Annotated in this window: 18 protein-coding genes; 2 read left to right on the top strand and 16 right to left on the bottom strand. The window is 25.8% G+C overall.

The window, feature by feature from the left end:
- Positions 1–46: 46 nt before the first annotated feature.
- Positions 47–1390 (bottom strand): anaerobic C4-dicarboxylate transporter, encoded by a 1344-nt coding sequence (locus tag ACAN_RS12975; RefSeq protein WP_099335195.1) that lies wholly within the window; start codon positions 1388–1390, stop codon positions 47–49.
- Between the two features lie 172 nt (positions 1391–1562).
- Between ACAN_RS12975 and ACAN_RS12980 the strand changes: the two genes are divergently transcribed.
- Positions 1563–3716, top strand: a complete 2154-nt coding sequence (locus tag ACAN_RS12980; protein WP_099335194.1) for a sensor histidine kinase — start codon at positions 1563–1565, stop codon at positions 3714–3716.
- Positions 3713–4369, top strand: a complete 657-nt coding sequence (locus ACAN_RS12985) for a response regulator transcription factor (RefSeq protein ID WP_099335193.1) — start codon at positions 3713–3715, stop codon at positions 4367–4369. The genes ACAN_RS12980 and ACAN_RS12985 overlap by 4 nt, the downstream gene beginning before the upstream one ends.
- Here ACAN_RS12985 and ACAN_RS12990 read toward each other — a convergent pair.
- From ACAN_RS12990 to ACAN_RS13060, 15 genes are read right to left on the bottom strand one after another with little or no spacing between them, the layout of a single operon-like run.
- Entirely contained in the window at positions 4366–4791 is a 426-nt protein-coding gene (locus tag ACAN_RS12990; RefSeq protein WP_099335192.1) for a hypothetical protein, read from the bottom strand. The genes ACAN_RS12985 and ACAN_RS12990 overlap by 4 nt on opposite strands.
- Positions 4778–5668, bottom strand: a complete 891-nt coding sequence (gene cbiB / locus ACAN_RS12995; protein WP_099335191.1) for an adenosylcobinamide-phosphate synthase CbiB — start codon at positions 5666–5668, stop codon at positions 4778–4780. Before cbiB ends, ACAN_RS12990 begins: the two co-directional genes overlap by 14 nt.
- Positions 5658–7049 (bottom strand): cobyric acid synthase, encoded by a 1392-nt coding sequence (locus ACAN_RS13000; RefSeq protein WP_099335190.1) that lies wholly within the window; start codon positions 7047–7049, stop codon positions 5658–5660. The genes cbiB and ACAN_RS13000 overlap by 11 nt, the downstream gene beginning before the upstream one ends.
- A gap of 21 nt (positions 7050–7070) precedes the next feature.
- A complete protein-coding gene (gene dtd / locus ACAN_RS13005; RefSeq protein ID WP_099335189.1) occupies positions 7071–7520 on the bottom strand; it encodes a D-aminoacyl-tRNA deacylase in 450 nt (149 codons plus the stop codon).
- Positions 7517–8965 (bottom strand): McrB family protein, encoded by a 1449-nt coding sequence (locus ACAN_RS13010; RefSeq protein ID WP_099335188.1) that lies wholly within the window; start codon positions 8963–8965, stop codon positions 7517–7519. The genes dtd and ACAN_RS13010 overlap by 4 nt, the downstream gene beginning before the upstream one ends.
- Before the next feature lie 2 nt (positions 8966–8967).
- The gene (locus tag ACAN_RS13015; RefSeq protein ID WP_099335187.1) at positions 8968–9957 is read right to left on the bottom strand and encodes a PDDEXK nuclease domain-containing protein; all 990 of its coding nucleotides are present in this window, start codon (positions 9955–9957) and stop codon (positions 8968–8970) included.
- Positions 9954–11087 carry an McrC family protein gene (locus ACAN_RS13020; protein WP_099335186.1) on the bottom strand — a complete coding sequence of 378 codons (1134 nt, stop codon included), beginning with the start codon at positions 11085–11087 and terminating at the stop codon, positions 9954–9956. Before ACAN_RS13020 ends, ACAN_RS13015 begins: the two co-directional genes overlap by 4 nt.
- 20 nt (positions 11088–11107) lie before the next feature.
- Positions 11108–11716: a transglutaminase-like domain-containing protein gene (locus ACAN_RS13025; protein ID WP_099335185.1), complete on the bottom strand. Its 609-nt coding sequence runs from the start codon at positions 11714–11716 to the stop codon at positions 11108–11110.
- A complete protein-coding gene (locus ACAN_RS13030) occupies positions 11700–12716 on the bottom strand; it encodes an aminotransferase class I/II-fold pyridoxal phosphate-dependent enzyme (protein ID WP_099335184.1) in 1017 nt (338 codons plus the stop codon). The genes ACAN_RS13025 and ACAN_RS13030 overlap by 17 nt, the downstream gene beginning before the upstream one ends.
- The gene (locus ACAN_RS13035; RefSeq protein ID WP_099335183.1) at positions 12713–13453 is read right to left on the bottom strand and encodes an adenosylcobinamide-GDP ribazoletransferase; all 741 of its coding nucleotides are present in this window, start codon (positions 13451–13453) and stop codon (positions 12713–12715) included. The genes ACAN_RS13030 and ACAN_RS13035 overlap by 4 nt, the downstream gene beginning before the upstream one ends.
- Positions 13450–13941 (bottom strand): bifunctional adenosylcobinamide kinase/adenosylcobinamide-phosphate guanylyltransferase, encoded by a 492-nt coding sequence (locus ACAN_RS13040; RefSeq protein WP_099335182.1) that lies wholly within the window; start codon positions 13939–13941, stop codon positions 13450–13452. Before ACAN_RS13040 ends, ACAN_RS13035 begins: the two co-directional genes overlap by 4 nt.
- Positions 13942–13943: 2 nt before the next feature.
- Positions 13944–14555: a MarC family protein gene (locus tag ACAN_RS13045; protein ID WP_099335181.1), complete on the bottom strand. Its 612-nt coding sequence runs from the start codon at positions 14553–14555 to the stop codon at positions 13944–13946.
- Position 14556: 1 nt separating this feature from the next.
- Entirely contained in the window at positions 14557–15624 is a 1068-nt protein-coding gene (gene cobT / locus ACAN_RS13050) for a nicotinate mononucleotide-dependent phosphoribosyltransferase CobT (protein WP_099335180.1), read from the bottom strand.
- A 42-nt stretch (positions 15625–15666) separates the two neighbouring features.
- Positions 15667–16314, bottom strand: coding sequence for a response regulator transcription factor (locus ACAN_RS13055; RefSeq protein WP_099335179.1), 648 nt, complete (start codon positions 16312–16314; stop codon positions 15667–15669).
- A 20-nt stretch (positions 16315–16334) separates the two neighbouring features.
- A complete protein-coding gene (locus ACAN_RS13060; protein WP_099335210.1) occupies positions 16335–18500 on the bottom strand; it encodes a sensor histidine kinase in 2166 nt (721 codons plus the stop codon).
- Positions 18501–18543: the final 43 nt, after the last annotated feature.

Below are 18543 nucleotides of genomic sequence, written 5' to 3' on the forward strand. Positions count from 1 at the left end.
AAGAGTAAAGAGAAAATCTATTTCTCTTTAAACTTTTAAAACTGTATTAAATTATTCCATATAATTTTGCTAAAATAAATCCTACAGTTGATGCAGTACCTACTCCAAGTAAGCCTGGAATAATAAAACTATGGTTTATTACATATTTACCAATTCTTGTAGTTCCTGATCTATCAAAACTAATTGCAGCTAAATCACTTGGATATGTTGGTAAGATATAATATCCATAACAAGCAGCAGCAAATGCAGCAATTACACCAGGATCAACCCCTACAGAAAGTGCAATTGGAACAATAGCAGCCAATGCAGCACCTTGTGAATTAACAAGTTTAGATACTAAAATTAATACAATCGCATATGCCCATGGATATTGAGCAACAAATCCACCAAGAACTTCTTTAATATCACCAATATGTCCACCAAACATTGTTTTAGTCATCCATGCAACACCATAAACAGCAATAAGAGCAACCATACCTGATTTAAATACTTCATTACTAGAGATATCTGATGGTTTAACTTTTGCAACAACAAAAATTATAGCACCTGCTGATAACATAAACATTTGAATAACATAAACCATTGATAAAGGTTTTTCATTTATTACAGGTCTAAGTTCAGGAAAAGCACCTAAAATTGCAACAACTGCAATTGCACCTAAGAATATCCACATTGCATTCCAGTGAGTTTGAGGTAATTTATTATTTAATAATGTCTTTTCTTCTCCATAAATATATCTTTTCATTTCTGGATCTTTTAGTTTTTCTTGGAACTCAGCATCATCTTCTAAGTTTTTACCTCTATACATACTCCAAAAACCAACAACTAAAACACCACAAATTGCACCAGGAATAGTTATTGATAATAGTTGAACTAAATCTAACTCTTTACCATTTATCATAGCATGACCTGATAACATTGCTACTAGTGAAACAACAGCAACTGATACAGGAGAAGTTACAATACCCATTTGTGCTGCAATTGTACTTGCTGCCATTGGTCTTTCTGGTCTAACACCTTTTTTAATTGCAATATCATAAATAATAGGCAACATTGTATATACAACATGTCCTGTACCACATAAAAATGTTAATGTTAATGTAGTCAATGGACCTAAAAATGTAACATGTTTTGGATGTTTTCTTAATAACTTTTCTGCTAATTGAAGCATAACATCCAAACCTCCAGAAGCTTGAAGTGTTGCACCAGCAGTAATTACTGCTAACATAACAAGCATAACTTTAATAGGAGGATTCCCAGGTTCCATACCAAATCCAAAGATTAGTATAACAACACCAATACCACCGAATAATCCCAGTGCTAGCCCGCCTTTTCTAGCACCTAGAAATAATACAGCCAAAACAATGATTAGTTGAATTGTAAATTCCATAATTTGTCCTTTTTTTCCATATGTGAATGGTTATTCATAGTGGAATTGTAATAACTCAATATGTCATTAATATGACAAAATAAATAATAGATGAAATATATTAATTTAATTTAAAAATTAAATATAATTTAAGTTTTGTAGTTATTAATATACTATTTAGTATAATCTTTACATGAAAAAACTATTTTTATTTTTAATATTTATCAATATAGAAGTTTTTGCATATTCTGTTTTAATTATTAACTCTTATCATAAAGGCTACCAATGGAGTGATGAAGTTATAAAAGGAGTAGAAGATGTCTTAATTAAAAAAGATAATATTGATTTTAATATTTTATATATGGATTCAAAAAGAGTATCCTCAAAAGAGTACTTTGATAGTTTAAAAAAACTCTATAAGATACAATTAAAAAATAGAAAATATGATTTAATTATTCCTATTGATAGATTTGCTTATGATTTTGTAATAAATAACTATTCTGAACTGTTTACAAATGAGCGCGTTTTAGCTGTAGGTATTGAAAGATTTTCCAAAGAAAGAGTAAAAAAACTTTCCCTTGAAAATAGAGTATCTGCAATTTTAGAAAAAAGAGATTTAAAAGGAAATGTAGAAATAATTGAAAAAAATTTTTACAAAATTAGAAAACTTTATATTATAAATGACAAAAGTTTAAATGGACTTCATACAGAGCCTTTAATCTTCAATTTAATTAATAATTATAAAAGTCGTCTGGAATTGATTTATCTAAAAGAAGATGATTTATCCTCTTTACAAGTTTATCCTTTTGAAGATCATAGTGCTGCTTTATTTATTAGATTTTATAAAAATAAAAATGGTGATTTAAATAAAAATAGTGAAATTTCACACTTCATAAAAAATGCCAAAATACCAATATTTGTTACAGACTCTTTATTTATGGATAAAGGAGCAACTGGTGGCAAGATAGTTAACCTATACAAACTAGGTAAAAACTCTGGAGAGATGGCATTAGATATATTAAATCAAGAAAAAGCAAAAGTTATTTTATATAAAGAGTTTGAATATTTTTTCGATTATCAAAAATTAACTCAATTTTTACTTACAATTGTCAATTTAGATGAACCTTATAAGATAATTCACAAGAAAAAGACTTTTTTTGATAATTATAGAAATTTTATTGATTTTGTATTTATCATCTCACCTTTATTGATTTTTTTAATTTTAGGATTAATACATAATATTTATAAAAGAAAAATTTTAGAAAAAGATTTAAGAAAAAGAATTGAGTTTGATGCAACTATGTTAAATGCAATTGATAGCCCAATTTTTTGGCAAGATGCAAATGGAAGAATTGTTGATTCAAATAATAGATTTTGTAATTTAGTAAAGTTACCATTTGATTCTTTGTATGGGAAAAAACTAAACGATTTAGATAAAAACAATAATGCAAAGCAAATTATAAAAGTAATGGATAACTACAATCTTAACAAAGATAATAATGAATTTACATTTATAACTAGTAATTCAATAAAAAGAATTTATTTAATAAAACAAGCAAAATTCAAAGAAGAAAAGATAAAATATGAAGGATATGTTACTATATTTACAGATATAACAAAAGAGCGTGAAATTATTTTGGAAAAACAAAAAAATAGACAATTTGTTATTCAACAAAGTAAATTAGCAGAAATTGGCGAAATCTTCTCATCAATTGCACATCAATGGAAAACTCCTTTAATAGAAATCACAGCCATTGCGCAAGAACTATTTTATACAAGAAAATTAAAAAATGTAAAAGAAGATAGTAGTTTTGTAAAAGATATAATGCAACAAGTAACATATATGACAGATACAATAAATGAATTTCAAAAGTTTATTATGCCCTCTAATGCAAAAGTTGATTTTGATATACAAGATGCAATAAAATCAATGCTTGAAATAGTTAATCATAATTTAAAATATAATAATATAAATATAGATTTAAATATAGAAGAAAAAACAGATTTAATAGTAAATGGTTATAAAAATGAAGTAATGCAATCAATTTTAAATATAATTAATAATGCAAGAGATGCTTTATTAAACAATCATTACAAAAATAGAAATATAGAGATATCTATTTTTAATGACAATTCAGATTTAATAATAAAAATAAAAGATAATGCACAAGGGATTAAAAATATAGATAGAATTTTTGAACCTTATTACACAACAAAAAAGAAAGGTCATGGAATAGGTTTATATATGACAAAAGTTATAATTGAAGATAAAATGAAGGGGAAAATTTTGGTTGAAAATGTAGAAGGGGGAGCTATGTTTACTATAAGATTGGTGCAAAATAGATGAAAATACTATTATTAGAAGATAATGAAAGATTATCAAATGTTATGAAATATGCCCTGTTAGATGAAGGATATAGAGTAGACTGTTTTTCTGATGGTGATGATGCATTAGAGTTTATAGGAAATGGATACTCTTGTTTTATTTTAGATATAAATGTTCCAAATACCGATGGAATATCGATTTTAGAGTATGTAAGATTAAATCATTCAAAAACACCTGTTTTAATAATAAGTTCAAATCATGAATTAGATAAAGTAAAAGAGTCTTATGAAAAAGGGTGTGATGATTATTTAAAAAAACCTTTTTATATTATTGAACTTTTACAAAAAGTAAAAAAATTGTGTGGAGAACGAGAAGAGTATTTAATATTTGATGAGTCTTATCGATATAGTTTTATTGATCATAGACTCTATAAAGATGAAGAAGAGATAGAGTTAACAAAAAAAGAGATTTTATTTTTAGAGTTTTTTTCTAGAAATATTCATTTTGTAGCTACTTATGAAAATATAGAGGAGTATGTATGGGAAGGTGAATATACAACCTTGGCAAATATTCGTTCAATGATAAAAAGATTAAGGAAAAAGCTTCCTAAAGATAGTATTACAATAATTAAAGGAATTGGGTACTCTTTAAATAAAAATGTTAAGTTTCTCTAAATTTTAGGCTTAACCTTATTCATTACTTCAAACCAATTTCGTGAAAAGTTCTTTTTAATATATTTTTCTTTGTGAGGCACTATACAGCCTGCACAATTTTGATGAATATAAGTATCTCCAATAAATTGGCTTCCATCTTTTGAATCAATCCCGCAATATGAATACAAAGTTTTATCTTCTTGTTTTTCAAAGCCATCATCATTAAATCTAAAATTAGGACAAGCACATAAATAACAGTTTAGTTTTTCATAATCATGGCACTTTTTATTATCTTTATACAAAGGACAGAAATCTGGCTCATTTTTTACCATATTTTCAAATCTAAAATACTCTATAACCTCATCATCGCTTTTATGCTTTAATTTTTCCATAATCTTTGCATGTTTTTTTCCATGGGCTTCAAACCAATCAATATAAGACATATAATACTCCCAATACTATAATTATAAACATATCAAGTGATGTTTTTATACTAAGTGCTTTATGTACATCACTATCTTCAATTATCTCTTTTTCTCCACCAAAATATGGTTTTTGCTTAACTTTACCAAAATATGAAGTATCTCCACCTAGTTTTAAATTAGTTGCTAAAGCCATTGAGGCTATTGGAAGGCCTGCATTTAGACTTTCGTGTTTACTGCCATATTTATTAAATTCTTTAAATGCTTTTTTACTTTTAAATAATAAAGCTATTAAAATAGCTGTAATTCTACTTGGTATAAAATTAGCAATATCATCTAATCTAGCACTAATTTTTCCAAATTTTTCATATTTTTTATTTCTATATGCAACCATAGAATCAAGTGTATTAATAGCTTTATATAAATATGCTCCAATAAGCCCAAAACATACCAAATAAAAAAGTGGAGCTATAACTCCATCACTTAAGTTCTCAGCATAAGTTTCAATACTTGCTTTATTTATATCACTATTTGTCATATCTTTTGTATCTCTACTTACAAGCATTGATATCTTTTCTCTTTTATCTTCAATATTTTCACTTTCAACTACATCTTTTACACAATCATATAACATCTTTGAAGAAAGAGTAAATGAAGCTAAAAAGCCTTGAAAAAAAATATTTTCAATAAAACTTATACAATAAATAACAATAAAAACTATACTTAAAGTAAATAAAACTAATAAAAATCCTCGTAAAATTGTATCTTTATAAAATTTATTTTCAAAAAACTTTATCACATCACCAATATAAATAATAGGATGTTTAATTTTTAATTTAGCAAACTCTCCAAAAAATCTATCTATTATAAATGCAATTAAAGCAAGACTATAAAACACTTTTAAGTATCCTTTTTACATCAAGTTTGCTTTTCATTTTATTTACAAATTCATCAACTTTACTTTTCTTATACTCTTTAAAGTTAAAACCTTCATAATCATGACAAATAGATTTAAAATAGCTTGTTCTAAACTCATCATTGTCAAAAATACCATGAATAAATGTACCTTTTAGATTTTTGTTTTCATACTTTAAAGGATATTTTTTTGAGACTCCATGGTGTATCTCAAAGCCACTTACATCAAAGCCAAATAATTTATAATTACTCTTTTTTAGTATTTTCTCTTTTTCAAAAATAATATCATCATCGATAAAAGCAAATCCTTTTTCTATTGTTTCACTTTCATTTTCCAAAGCGTATTTATCATTTAAGCTTTCAAACATCATCTCATATCCACCACAAATTGTAAAAATATTTTTTTTAAACTCTTTAATATTTTCAAAAAGTCCTGTATCTTTTAGCCATTTTAAATCTTTTATTACAAGTTTAGAACCAGGAAGTATTATCAAATCAAACTTATCTAAAGCAATATTAGAACTTATAAACTCTACAAAAACCTCTTCATCAGCAATTAGTGGTTCTATATCATTGTAGTTACTCATAGTAGGATATGAAATCACTCCTACATTTAACTTACTATTTTTCTTTTTTTGAATAAAATTTTGTAAACTTTCGCTATCTTCAAATCCTAAATTAAATGCACTATAAGGCAATACTCCCAATACTGGGATTTTAAAATCTTCTTCTATGATTCGTATACCCTCATCAAATAAAGAGATATCTCCTCTAAATTTGTTTATAATTACTCCAATTACATTCTGCCTTAACTTCTTAGGTAACAAGTGATAACATCCATAAATTGAAGCAAAAACACCACCTTTTTCAATATTAGCTACTAATATAATTTTTGTATTATAATGATCTGCAATAAAAATATTTGATAAATCTTTATCCATCAAATTAAGTTCAACAGGACTTCCAGCACCCTCACTTACGATACAATCATACTTTTCATCTAAATACTCATAACATCTTTTTACAGCTGGTTTTAAAAGGTCTAAATCCCTATAGTATTCTCTCACATCTTTGTTTGTAACTACTTTTCCCTCAACTATAAGTGAAGCACTACTTCCACGCCCTGATTTTAAAAGCACAGGATTTAGGTGATATGAAGTAGGAACACCTAAAACCTCACTTTGAAAATATTGTGCAATTGCAATCTCACTTCCATCATCACAAACTTTTGAATTATTTGATACATTTTGTGCTTTAAATGCTGCAACACTAAAGCCCTCTTCTTGAAGTATTTTACCTATTACAAAAGTTAAAGTAGATTTTCCAGCATCGCTACTAGTTCCAAAGATAGAGATATTTTTCATCTTATTCCTAAATTTTTTTATTTAATTTAATTCATTACTATCAACAATAAAAGTAACTGGTCCATCATTTTGAATATTTACATCCATATGTGCTCCAAAAATACCTGTTTGAGTATGAACTCCTAAAAACTCAAACTCTTTTACAAACTCTTCATACATATCTTTTGCTATGTCAGGCTTTTCACTACTATCAAAACTTGGGCGTCTTCCTTTTTTCACATTTGCTGCTAGGGTAAATTGAGAGATTATTAAAGCCTCACCTTTAATATCTAAAAGTGATAGGTTCATTTTGTCATTTTCATCTTGAAAAATTCTTAGATTTGCTATTTTATTTACAAGTTTAGTTATATCTTCTTTTCTATCACCTTTTTTAACACCAAGTAAGATATTAAGCCCTTTTCCTATCTTACCTACAACTTCATTATCAACTTTAACACTTGAAGAATTAACTCTTTGAACTACTGCTATCATTTATTTTTATCTCCTAAAATATCTAAAGCTTTTTTATAATTTTCTTCATCACCATAAAAATACTCTTCTAAAAGTGGTTTGAGTTTATACTCTTTTATAAACTCTAAATCTAATCCACTCATAAAATAACTATGTCCTAACATAAAATCTTCACCTCTAGTTTTTTTGATAAATTCATTTAATTTTTTCATCAATTCTTTAGAATCTATATCCTTTACAAGTTCAAGTTTTGGACTCATTTTTAAAAAAGTAAATCTTCTTCTTAAAGCAATATCAATAGTAGCAATTGATTTATCAGTAGAGTTCATAGTAGCTATAATATAAAGATTTGAAGGTATTTTAAACTTCTCTTTTGAATAAGGAAGAGTTACTTCTAAGTTATCTCTTTTATCCTCTTCTATTAAAGTAATAAGCTCACCAAAGATTTTAGAGATATTTCCTCTGTTTATTTCATCTATTACTATATAGAAGTTTTTTTCTTTTTTTTCTAAACTCTTTTTTGTATTTCTTATTAACTCAACTAACTTTTTTGCAATTGGTAAATAAAGACCACCTAAAGAAATTGTATCTTTCTTAACATCTAAGTTTCTTATATCACTAGGCTTTTTTATTTCATCATTTAAAATTCCATTTACAACTGTCTCTAAATCTGACTTTTTAACATATTGTGTATCTTTAGCTTTTAATGATTGAACTTTTATTGTTTTTTCTTTAAAATCATGTATTAAAATTTCAACATTTGATACACTGTAAATCTTTTCAACCTCTTCTTCTATATATTTTGTTCTTAGAATATCATAGGCTTCATCAAATGAGATTTGTTGATATAACATCTCTTTTTTTTGATTTTTAGCTTTATCACATAATACTTTGAAAATACCATCTTCAAGTTCTATATTTGCATTTTCACTTGGTCTAAAACCTTCTATAAAATCTTCATATGAGTAACTTTGGTGAAAGGTTACAAACTCAACTCTTTTGTCTTTTTTTATATTTTCATAGATATTTTCATCAACTATATAATCATCTTTTTCTTTTATGAAATTAAATATTTCGCTCTCACTCTTTCCTTCTTCTATTAAAGAAATAAGTCTTTTATAGTTATAAGTTTTCCCTACTCCTGGCGCACCGTAGAGCATTATATTTTTTATATTCAATTCACTACTTTCATGATTAGAGTTTAAAAATCTTATATATTTTCTTATGGCAGCTCTTGGTCTATGATTACCTATATTTTGACTCCAACTTTCTAAATCACCCTCATTACATCTTTTATCTAACTCATTTAAATAATCTATATCAGTAATATCAAAAATTGAACCTATCTGTAATTTATTATCGAAATCACTCTCCAGACAATTAACATATAAATTTATAGTTGTCTCATTCTGTATAGTTTTTCTTGAAAATACTTTATACTTTTCTTTTCTTTCTTCAGCTGTCATATTTATTCCCCTTCTTCCAATATCTTCTTAAACTCTTCCTTATCTGGCAATACAGTCAAATACTTACTTGCATAAATTTGACTATTATCTTTTGGCAAAGTTAGCTCAACTAAGGCTTTGCTTTTATCTTTACAAAGTATTATTCCAACTGTTGGGTTTTCATCTTCTTGTTTTTCATACCTATCAAAATAATTTACATACATCAACATTTGTCCTATGTCTTGATGTTTAAGCTCTCCTATTTTTAAATCAATTACTACAAAGGATTTTAAAAACCTATTATAAAAAACAAGATCAACTTTAAAGTGTTTTTCATCTATCGTTATTCTTTTTTGTCTTGCTACAAAAGTGAAGCCTTTTCCTAGTTCTAATAAAAAAATTTCTAGCTTATCAATAAGTTTTTGTTCTAGTTGGCTCTCACTATAACTTGAAAGCTCAGGTAAACCTACAAACTCTAAAACATAAGGGTCTTTGATTATATCCTTAGCACTATTTATACTCTGACCTTTTGATAAAGTTCTCACTTCTTTTTTATCTTTACTTAATGCAAGTCTTTCATAAAGTCCACTATTAAACTCTCTTTTTAGCTCCCTTAAACTCCAAGAGTTTTCACTAGCCTCATTTTCATAAAACTCCCTTTCATTTATATTTTCAATTCTAGTTAAAAAAATATAGTGAGACCAGCTAAGTTTAAATTTCCGAGACACTGTCTCTGATTTTGAAAATGATAAATAAAACCTTCTCATATTCTCTAAGTTATCAACAGAATATCCTTTTCCAAACTCTTTAGATAACTGCTCAGATAAGTTCTTTAAAAGAGCCTTACCGTACTCAGCTCTTTTTTCACCACCTTGTTCTTCTTCTACAATTCTTTTACCTATTTCATAATAAGTTTTTGTCATAGTAGTATTTATACTTTGATAAACTTTTTGTCTTGCATCTTGAAGTAACTTTTTGATTTCTTTATAAAAACTGTTTTCAACTAAACTCATAATATTCTCTCCAATCTACGTTTTATCTCTTCTATAAACTCTTTAAAGTTCCCTTCAAAATTCAAATCAATAGAGTTTATTTTTAAACAAATCTTATTTTCATTTTCGCCTAAAAATAGCTCTTTATTTACATCATCTAAATGCTTCGGATATAAAAGCACCGCATTTTTTAAACCATAGTTTATTCCATAAGCAAAGGCTTGTAACTTGTCACTTTGTTTTAAATCTTCTAAACTTTTTATTCTTTTATATTTTGTATCTATTATTTGATTTTTCAAAATAATATCAGGTTTTAATAGTAAATTTCCAAAACTATTTTGATTTTGTATTTTTGCATTATTATCAATAGATTTTATAACTTTGGCTATAAACTTTTCAAATAGTACATTCATATCAAATAAAAAAGCAAAAGAGTTTTTTCCTTTACTATATAAAGGAATTAGTCTTTTTAAAAGTAGGAGGGCTAAGTAATAGCTTTTTTCAAACCTTTTATTAACTCTTGTAAAATGAATATTTAACAAATCAACATCAAAAGAAAAACTCTCTACCTCATCAAAAATCAATTCACACTGCTTTAAATACTTCTTATTTTTTACAAACTTTTGCAAGTTTTTTATAGTATATAAAAAGAACTGATTTAAAGTATTATTTTCACTAAACTCATCATATTCACAATATATTTTTGTTTTTACAAAGTTATATTTTAGATTTTCATTTATTAGATATTTGCCTTTTAGAGTTCTTAGATTATCTTCATGAGTAACATACTCTTTATAGATTCCTTTTTTTAGTTCATCTAAAAGATTTTGTACAAACATTTGTACTAATACTTCCAAAAGAGTTTCACTCTTTTCATTTTTACAAGAAGCTATTTGTTCATTGGATAGTTTTATGTCATACACATACATAAGCATATAAATAAATATATCTAAGTTTGTATTCTCATCATTAGAAATTTTAGGAAGTAAATAGTAATCATCTTTTTCAAAACTTAATATTCCACAATACTGTTTTGTTTTTACATCACCCCAATCTTCTTTGAAATATTGATGTAAAGCAATATTTTCTTTAATATGTTCTATTAGTTTTTCATATTGACTTGGTATTTTTTCATATTCATAAAGTTTCATTAAAATATTGTATACTCATTTCACTTATAAGTTAAAGAGTTTACTACTAATTTTTTATTTTCAAAAGGATCTATTATTGCTTCTATTTGCTCAAAGCTATACTTTAAAGGAAAGCCTATTTTTGAATTAGTTGCAGTTGTTTCAAGTTTATAAAAAGCTTTACCATTTACATATAAAGCTTTTTTATTCAAACTTTGATTTACATCTAAATACACTATTACAAAAATATGCTTAGGGACAAGGACAAAATATGCTTCATAACCTTTTACATGCAGTAATGAAATAAGAAGATTTGATTTATCATCACAATCCCCAAAGTTTTGGCTTACTACTTTTCTTGCACTTCTTGCAATACTTTCATTTACTTTATAAGGAATATTTGTAGTAAAATCAAGCATACTTTGAACTTCACAAAGTTTATCATTTTTACAATGTAGTGTTAATTTTTTTGCTAAAGAGTGAGTAAACTCATCAATTTTTACTTGATTTACATATGTTTTATCATCTATATCTAAAAACTGTCTATCAACAATCTTAAAAGATGTAAATATCATATAAAATACTATTACTATAAATACTATTGATATAATCAAAGAAATATAGTAGATAAACTTATTTTGAAATAGCATCTAAAGCCTTTTTAAAAGCATCTAAATTATTTTGAGACTTTACAGCAACTCGTATAAACTTCTCATCTAAAAAATCAAAATTACTACAATCTCGTATCATTATTTTATACTCTTTTAACTTTTCTTGTAACTGTTTTGCTGTATAGCTTTTAAGTCTTGCTAAAACAAAATTTGCACTACTATTAAATATAAACTCAACTAAATTACTATTTTGTAAGATTTTTTCTAAGTAGATTTTATTTTTTACATTTATTGCTTTTGCTACTTTTTTAAATTTTTCATCTTCTAAGGCTTTTTGTAAATACTCACTATCAAAAGCAGAAAGCTTCCACATAGGCTCAAATTTCTTTAATTCATCAATATTTAATTTATTAGAGATAATAGTACCTACTCTAACTCCTGCACTGCTATAAAACTTTGTCATTGATTTTAATACATATAGTTTTTCATATCTATGTATATATTTTACAGCAGAGTTATTATCTGTAAAATCTAAAAAACTCTCATCAATTAAAACTGTTGCATTTTGTTTTTGCCAATAGTTTAAAAACTTTTCAAGTTCATAATATGTCCCATCAGGAGTTGATGGATTTACAAAGACTACAAGAGTGTTTTTTTCAATTGGCACATCAACTCTTTCAAGTCTATTTATAAGATTATAATCATATTTATAAATATGACAAGCTTTTTTATACTCTAAATAAGCAGGCGAATAAATAGTACAGTGATTTAAATCTAAGTGCCTAAAAAGTGTAAAAATAGCACTACTTCCACCATTATATAGTTCTAATTCAAACTCTTTTACTTTATAGTTTTTTGCTATTTTACTATATAATTTTTCATATTTTGGATATGCAGATATTTCTAGACTATTGAAATCACAAGCTATTTCTGGCTTTACAAAGTTTATATTTGAAGATAAATCTATAACTTCATCAAGCTTACAATTTATACTTTTTGCAAAGTTTTGTATATCTCCTCCATGCTCAAAAGTTTTCAAAGAAAAAATCCTATATTTAAAAGGAGTAACTCTGTTATTTCAATAGAACATCCTAAGCAATCTCCATTTACAAAACCAAATCTTTTATTTAAAATCTTTAAATTTAAATATAAAAACAGTAATGCCAAAACAAAAAGTAAAATTGCATTCATATTTAAATATATTGCAAAAACTAAAAAAATTAAAACAGCAAATCTAACTTTATTAACTCCATTTGCTTCAAAAGCTTGACTCATAAAGCTGTCTTTATTGAATTTAAAAAATGGTAAAATATATGTTAAACTAAGTCTTGAAAACATAAAAACTATTAAGATAATTTCATACTTCTTTTCATAAAGTAAATAAGCAATAATTGATACTTTTAAAAGTACAAAACTAAAAGTAGCAATTGCACCAATTGCACCAATAGTTGACTCTTTCATAATCTTATAAGCATCTTTTCCAGAATAACTTGCAAACCAAGCATCAACAACATCAGTAATTGCTTCTGTATGTAAATAACCATATAAAGCAAAAGATATTACAGCACTTACAACACTTGCATATAAAGGATGAAAAAAACTACTTAAAAACATAAATACTAAAATAGTAACAATTGCTATTAAACTTCCAATTAATGGTAAAAAAAACAAACTATATTTAAAAGTATTTTTATCAATTGTCATCTCTTTTATAAATACAGGGAAAACTGTAAAATATGATAGACTAAAAGCAAAAGCATTAAAAATTTCTCTCATTTTAATCTTCTTTCTAATGAATATTTCACTTCTATAACTTCATCACAATTTTTTGCTAAAAATTGCCCAATTAAACCTGAAATATCTACAAACTCTCTACTATATTTATCAATAGGAATTACTCCATTGTTTATGTCATTTAAAATAAAAATAATATTACAATCAATTTTAAAAAGTTTTTCAAGCTGTTTTTCCATAAACTCATAACCATTTTCAAGATTATTTAGTATATACATAGTCATACAATCTATTAAATAAGTTTGATTTTCTTTTATTACTTTAGTTAAATCTTTTGGCTCTTCAATAGTAATAAACTCTTCAGCTCTTTGTTTTATATGCCTATTAACTCTATCTTGCATAGCTTTATCTTCATATGAATTATCATAAGTTGCAATATAGTATGGTTTTGAACTAGCAAGCATAAGTGCTTTTTTGCTAGCGCATGAACTCTTTCCTGATTTTTGTCCACCAAAGTAAAATGATTTCATTTTTATCCTAAATTTAAAAAGCTTTTAATTCCACTAAAAATAATTTGTGCAGATAAAGCAGCAAGAAAAAGTCCTGTAATTTTAGAAATGACCATAAGTCCTTGTTTTCCAACAATTTTTTCAATATGGCTTGATAAATATAACATCACACCAATTGTAAAAATAGCCATAACTAAAGCTAAACTTCCAATCATTAATTTTGCAAAAGTATTAAACTCAGCACCCATAACAAGTAAAACACCTATTGTTCCAGGTCCCATAGTTACAGGAATTGCCAAAGGAACAACTGCTAAATCTAAAACAGACTTATTTTTTATCTCTTGTTTATCTTTATTTCCTTTTACAAGCTCAACTGCTGTTAAAAAAAGTAAAGCTCCTGCTCCTATTTTAAAAGCATCTAAAGTGATGCCAAATACTGCGAAAATATGTTGACCAAAGAATAGTAAAACTAAAGACATTACAATAACTGAAATAGTAGTTTTAATAGCAAGTGCATGCCTTTGTTTTATTGTACTTTCATTTGTAATTGTTAAAAAAACAGACAAAACAAAAAATGGTGTCATAATAAAAAACATTTTTAAATATATTGATATAAAATACGAACTAAACTCCAATTTATTCTCCTAAAAACTCTTCTACTTTATTTATGATATCTTCTTTTTTTATACCATTTATACTTGCATATATAAGTGCTGCTCCTGCACCTACACCCTCTTTTGCTTCACCTTTATCATAAAGTTTTAAAACTTTACTTTTACTAGTTGAGAAATCAAATTGCGAATTATATGCATTAATTTTAAAATCCAATAACTCTAAAAGTGCTTTTATATTAGAGTTTTCATCTTCAAAAAGCCATTTTGTTGTACAAAGTGCAAGTTTTGAACTATCAATTTCTCCACCCATTGTTTTAAGTATTGAATTAACAGTCAATAAAACTGCTGCCATTTGAGTTCCACCTGCAAGTATTAACTTATGTTTTGTTGCTTGAAGTCCTAAAATAAACCCAGCATTAAAAACAATCATATTATCACTTACATATGATAAGCTTTCAAAAATATCCATGTGAGGTTTTATATTTTCAAGTGCTTTTTTTAATACCTCATCTTTTATACTATTTGGACTATTTTTAAAAGAGCTTGAAAAAAACTCTTTACAATCATAGCCTAATGCAAGTGCTGTTGCCATTGCTGTTGTAGTTCCAGCAGGAATAGTTTCAGCTAAGATTGTATACTCACTAGAAGTCTTATAATTTTGTCCAAACTCAACTCCTTTTTGAAAAACTTCCATTGCATCAATATTTGCACCTGTTTTTATATTTTCACTTGCAGTTATATCAAAATCATGGATTTTAAAGTACTCAAATTTAGGCAAAATCTCAAAACCTAAATTTAAAAACTCTAAATTAGAAAAAGGTTTTAATTCATGAACTGCTCTTGTAATAAGTGCAGGTGTTGGAATACCTTTAATAGTTGTAGCAATATTATCTAAAGAGCGAACCTCTTTTGTAGCTAAAAACTCTGCATCTAAAGTAGGAGTTAAATGCATTTTTCCTGGAATACCAGCTTGTGAAATACCCTTGATTTGAGCTGTTTTTGTAACAGAACACGACAATAAAAAAGAGGCTTGTTTACCTCTTAAGTACTCTAAAAAATCTTTTGTACCTAAAATAGTATTAAAGTTCATAAAGAACCTTTCTTATAAAATTTGCAAAAGTATAACAAATATTTAATTGATATTTAGTTTATAACCCATTCCACCTTGAGAAAGTATTGTATTTTTTGGAAGTTTTTTTCTAAGTCTTTTTACTAAAGCTCTTATATTCTCATTTGTAGTTAAATCACCTTGCCAAACATACTGCTCTATATGATCAAAAGTAACCACTTTATCTAAATTTTTAACAAATAAAGTCATAAGTAGTATCTCTTTTTTTGCTAGTTTTATAAATTGATTTTTATCATCAAATAAAGTTTCATTTATTATATTATAAGTATAATTTTCAGGTAAAGAGATATCTGATTTATCCTGAACACACAATTTTTTTAATTTTGTCTCTAACTCATATATATAAAAAGGTTTTTTAATATACTCATCACAACCTTTAGAGTATGCATTTTTGATAGTATCTAACTCAACATTTGCACTAATAATAATAGCTGGTGTATTTTCATCCATGCTTCTAATATCTTTTAATAAAGTAAGTCCATCAATTCCTGGAACATTTATATCTAAAATAAAACAATCATAGCCATCATAGATTGCATTTATTGCATCTTTACCATCTTCAAACCAATCTACCTTATAATTTTTTTGCTCTAATGCTTCAATAATAAGTTCTGATAATCTCTTATTATCTTCTAGTAGTAATATTTTCAAATCTTCTGCCTTTACAAATTTTAGTTGTTTATACTAATTTTTATTTTTGCTCCCTCTTGAGATTTCAATGCTTCTATTTTTCCATCCATTTTATCTTCAATTATTAATTTTACCATATAAAGTCCAAAGCCATCTCCTTCTTTTTTACTTGTAAAAAAAGGTTCAAAAATTTTTTCTAAATTCTCTTCTTTTATTCCAATACCATTATCTTTTATATAAATACAAGTATAATTATCCTCGTTTTCAACATCAATATTTATCACTGCTTCTAAATCTTCTTCTACTTTTTTTCTTTTTAATATACTATCTCTTGAATTATTTATCACACTTAAGATGCACTGTTTAAACTCATTTGGATAACCATAAACATTAAATGACTTATTATTAAAGTTTAAATTTACATCTATGTAGTTATATTTTATATTATGCTCTACCACTTTTAAAAGTTCAATAATTGCTGCATTTATTTCAAATTTACTTTTTTGCGCAGATGGTTTTACAAAATCTCTAAAATCATCAATTGTTTCTGTCATATATCTAACTTGTGTCATTATATCATCAACTGTTTGTTTAGTATCTGCTATTGATGAAGTTTTTTTTCTTTTATATATAAGTTCTTGAGCTATTGTTGAGATTTCTATTAAAGGTGTTTTCCATTGGTGTGCTATTGATGTTATCATCTCACCCATTTCAGATAGTTTTGAACGATGAATTAAGAATTGTTCATTCTTTTTTCTTTGATTCTCTAATTTTTTAATTTTTGTAACATCACTTATAATTGTTACAACCCCTGCTTCTATATTATCTTTATTAAAATACTTTTTTCTTCTTATTAAAGCATCAAACTCTTTTGTTCCAAGTTTTACTTGAGTTTCAAGCTCTTCTATAAAATCATCATTTTTATAAAACAAATCATTTACTTCAGGAAGAATATATCCTATTTCTTTTTCAATTATTTCATTTTTTTTAGAATCTAAAAAAGTACATAAAGCATCATTACAGCCTAAAAGCTTGCTATCTTTACTCTCCCAATACACAATACTTTGAATATTATTTAACAATACTTTATCTAGCTTACTTTGTTCTAATAATCTATTTTCTAATTTTATCTTTTTTATTATATTTACAATAAGCCCTATAATTAAAAATATAAATATTGGCATAACTAAAAAAGTATTATCTATCATCTTTCTATGCTTTTCAAAAAAACTTTTTGGTATATTTATAATATTTGAATTTTCAGGTAAAGAAGAAGAATCAATATTGAATTTTTTCAGTATATTATAATCAAAATAGTACTTTGATGAGGGTATTTGTATTGGAATATTTTTAATCTCATTTCCTTTTACTACTTCAAAAGCTTTTTGTGCTGCTAGTCTACCTTGCTCTTCTGGGTCAACAACAAGCCCTCCAATTATACCCTCACCTAAATGGATTTTATTTATTGCAAAAACTGGATATTTTGATTTATTAAATAACTCTCTTAATTTGTTATAAGTTACATATTTTCCTTTTATGTCCCTATATAAACTTGTAAATAAAACTGCACTATTATCTGGTAGTTTATTGACTTTATTAACTATTGTTTTTATATCTATTTTATTATCATATATTATATTAAATCTATCTGCAAACTTTTTTGACTCTTGAATAATTTGATTCTTTATTGCCAAAGAAGATAAAGTATCATCGCTTATAATATATAGTGTATCTAGTTTTGGTATTATTTTTGAGATAGCTTGTATATTTTTTGTTATTTGTTTATATTCAATTATTCCTGTCATTTTCTCTTTTATTTTTTTAGGAATTTTTATATCTTCAAAGTTTTCAACTCCACAAAATATAATAGGAGAATTATTAAATATTTTTTCATGATTATTTATTACGAAGTTTAATGCATAATTATCTGCTACAAGTATTACTTCATAATGTCTTGATGAGAACTTTTGTTCATAGAGTTTTGTAAGTGTTTCAAAATATTTTTTTGAGGTTGTTTTTTTACTATCCATGCACTCAATAGTAAGTTCATACTCAGGATAGTTCTCAAAAACAGTTTTTACACCTTTTGTTATATTATCAGTCCATTTTAAACCAATATTATAAGAGTGCAAAAGTAAAATATCTTTTTGTGAGTTTGCAAATATAAAAATAGGAAATAGTAATAATAAGATCAATTTATATAACATATATTCTCTTTTTATCTTTTCTCTTTTTATTTTATCCTCTTTT

This window comes from Malaciobacter canalis (genome assembly GCF_008000835.1).
In the GTDB taxonomy this organism is placed as follows: domain Bacteria; phylum Campylobacterota; class Campylobacteria; order Campylobacterales; family Arcobacteraceae; genus Malaciobacter; species Malaciobacter canalis.

Excerpts from the sequence above, each read along its gene's own strand:
- ACAN_RS12975 (WP_099335195.1), bottom strand. The coding sequence starts at position 1,390 with ATGGAATTTACAATTCAACTAATCATTGTTTTGGCTGTATTATTTCTA.
- ACAN_RS12980 (WP_099335194.1), top strand. The coding sequence starts at position 1,563 with ATGAAAAAACTATTTTTATTTTTAATATTTATCAATATAGAAGTTTTT.
- ACAN_RS12985 (WP_099335193.1), top strand. The coding sequence starts at position 3,713 with ATGAAAATACTATTATTAGAAGATAATGAAAGATTATCAAATGTTATG.
- ACAN_RS12990 (WP_099335192.1), bottom strand. The coding sequence starts at position 4,791 with ATGTCTTATATTGATTGGTTTGAAGCCCATGGAAAAAAACATGCAAAG.
- ACAN_RS13000 (WP_099335190.1), bottom strand. The coding sequence starts at position 7,049 with ATGAAAAATATCTCTATCTTTGGAACTAGTAGCGATGCTGGAAAATCT.
- dtd (WP_099335189.1), bottom strand. The coding sequence starts at position 7,520 with ATGATAGCAGTAGTTCAAAGAGTTAATTCTTCAAGTGTTAAAGTTGAT.
- ACAN_RS13010 (WP_099335188.1), bottom strand. The coding sequence starts at position 8,965 with ATGACAGCTGAAGAAAGAAAAGAAAAGTATAAAGTATTTTCAAGAAAA.
- ACAN_RS13015 (WP_099335187.1), bottom strand. The coding sequence starts at position 9,957 with ATGAGTTTAGTTGAAAACAGTTTTTATAAAGAAATCAAAAAGTTACTT.
- ACAN_RS13020 (WP_099335186.1), bottom strand. The coding sequence starts at position 11,087 with ATGAAACTTTATGAATATGAAAAAATACCAAGTCAATATGAAAAACTA.
- ACAN_RS13025 (WP_099335185.1), bottom strand. The coding sequence starts at position 11,716 with ATGCTATTTCAAAATAAGTTTATCTACTATATTTCTTTGATTATATCA.
- ACAN_RS13035 (WP_099335183.1), bottom strand. The coding sequence starts at position 13,453 with ATGAGAGAAATTTTTAATGCTTTTGCTTTTAGTCTATCATATTTTACA.
- ACAN_RS13040 (WP_099335182.1), bottom strand. The coding sequence starts at position 13,941 with ATGAAATCATTTTACTTTGGTGGACAAAAATCAGGAAAGAGTTCATGC.
- cobT (WP_099335180.1), bottom strand. The coding sequence starts at position 15,624 with ATGAACTTTAATACTATTTTAGGTACAAAAGATTTTTTAGAGTACTTA.
- ACAN_RS13060 (WP_099335210.1), bottom strand. The coding sequence starts at position 18,500 with ATGTTATATAAATTGATCTTATTATTACTATTTCCTATTTTTATATTT.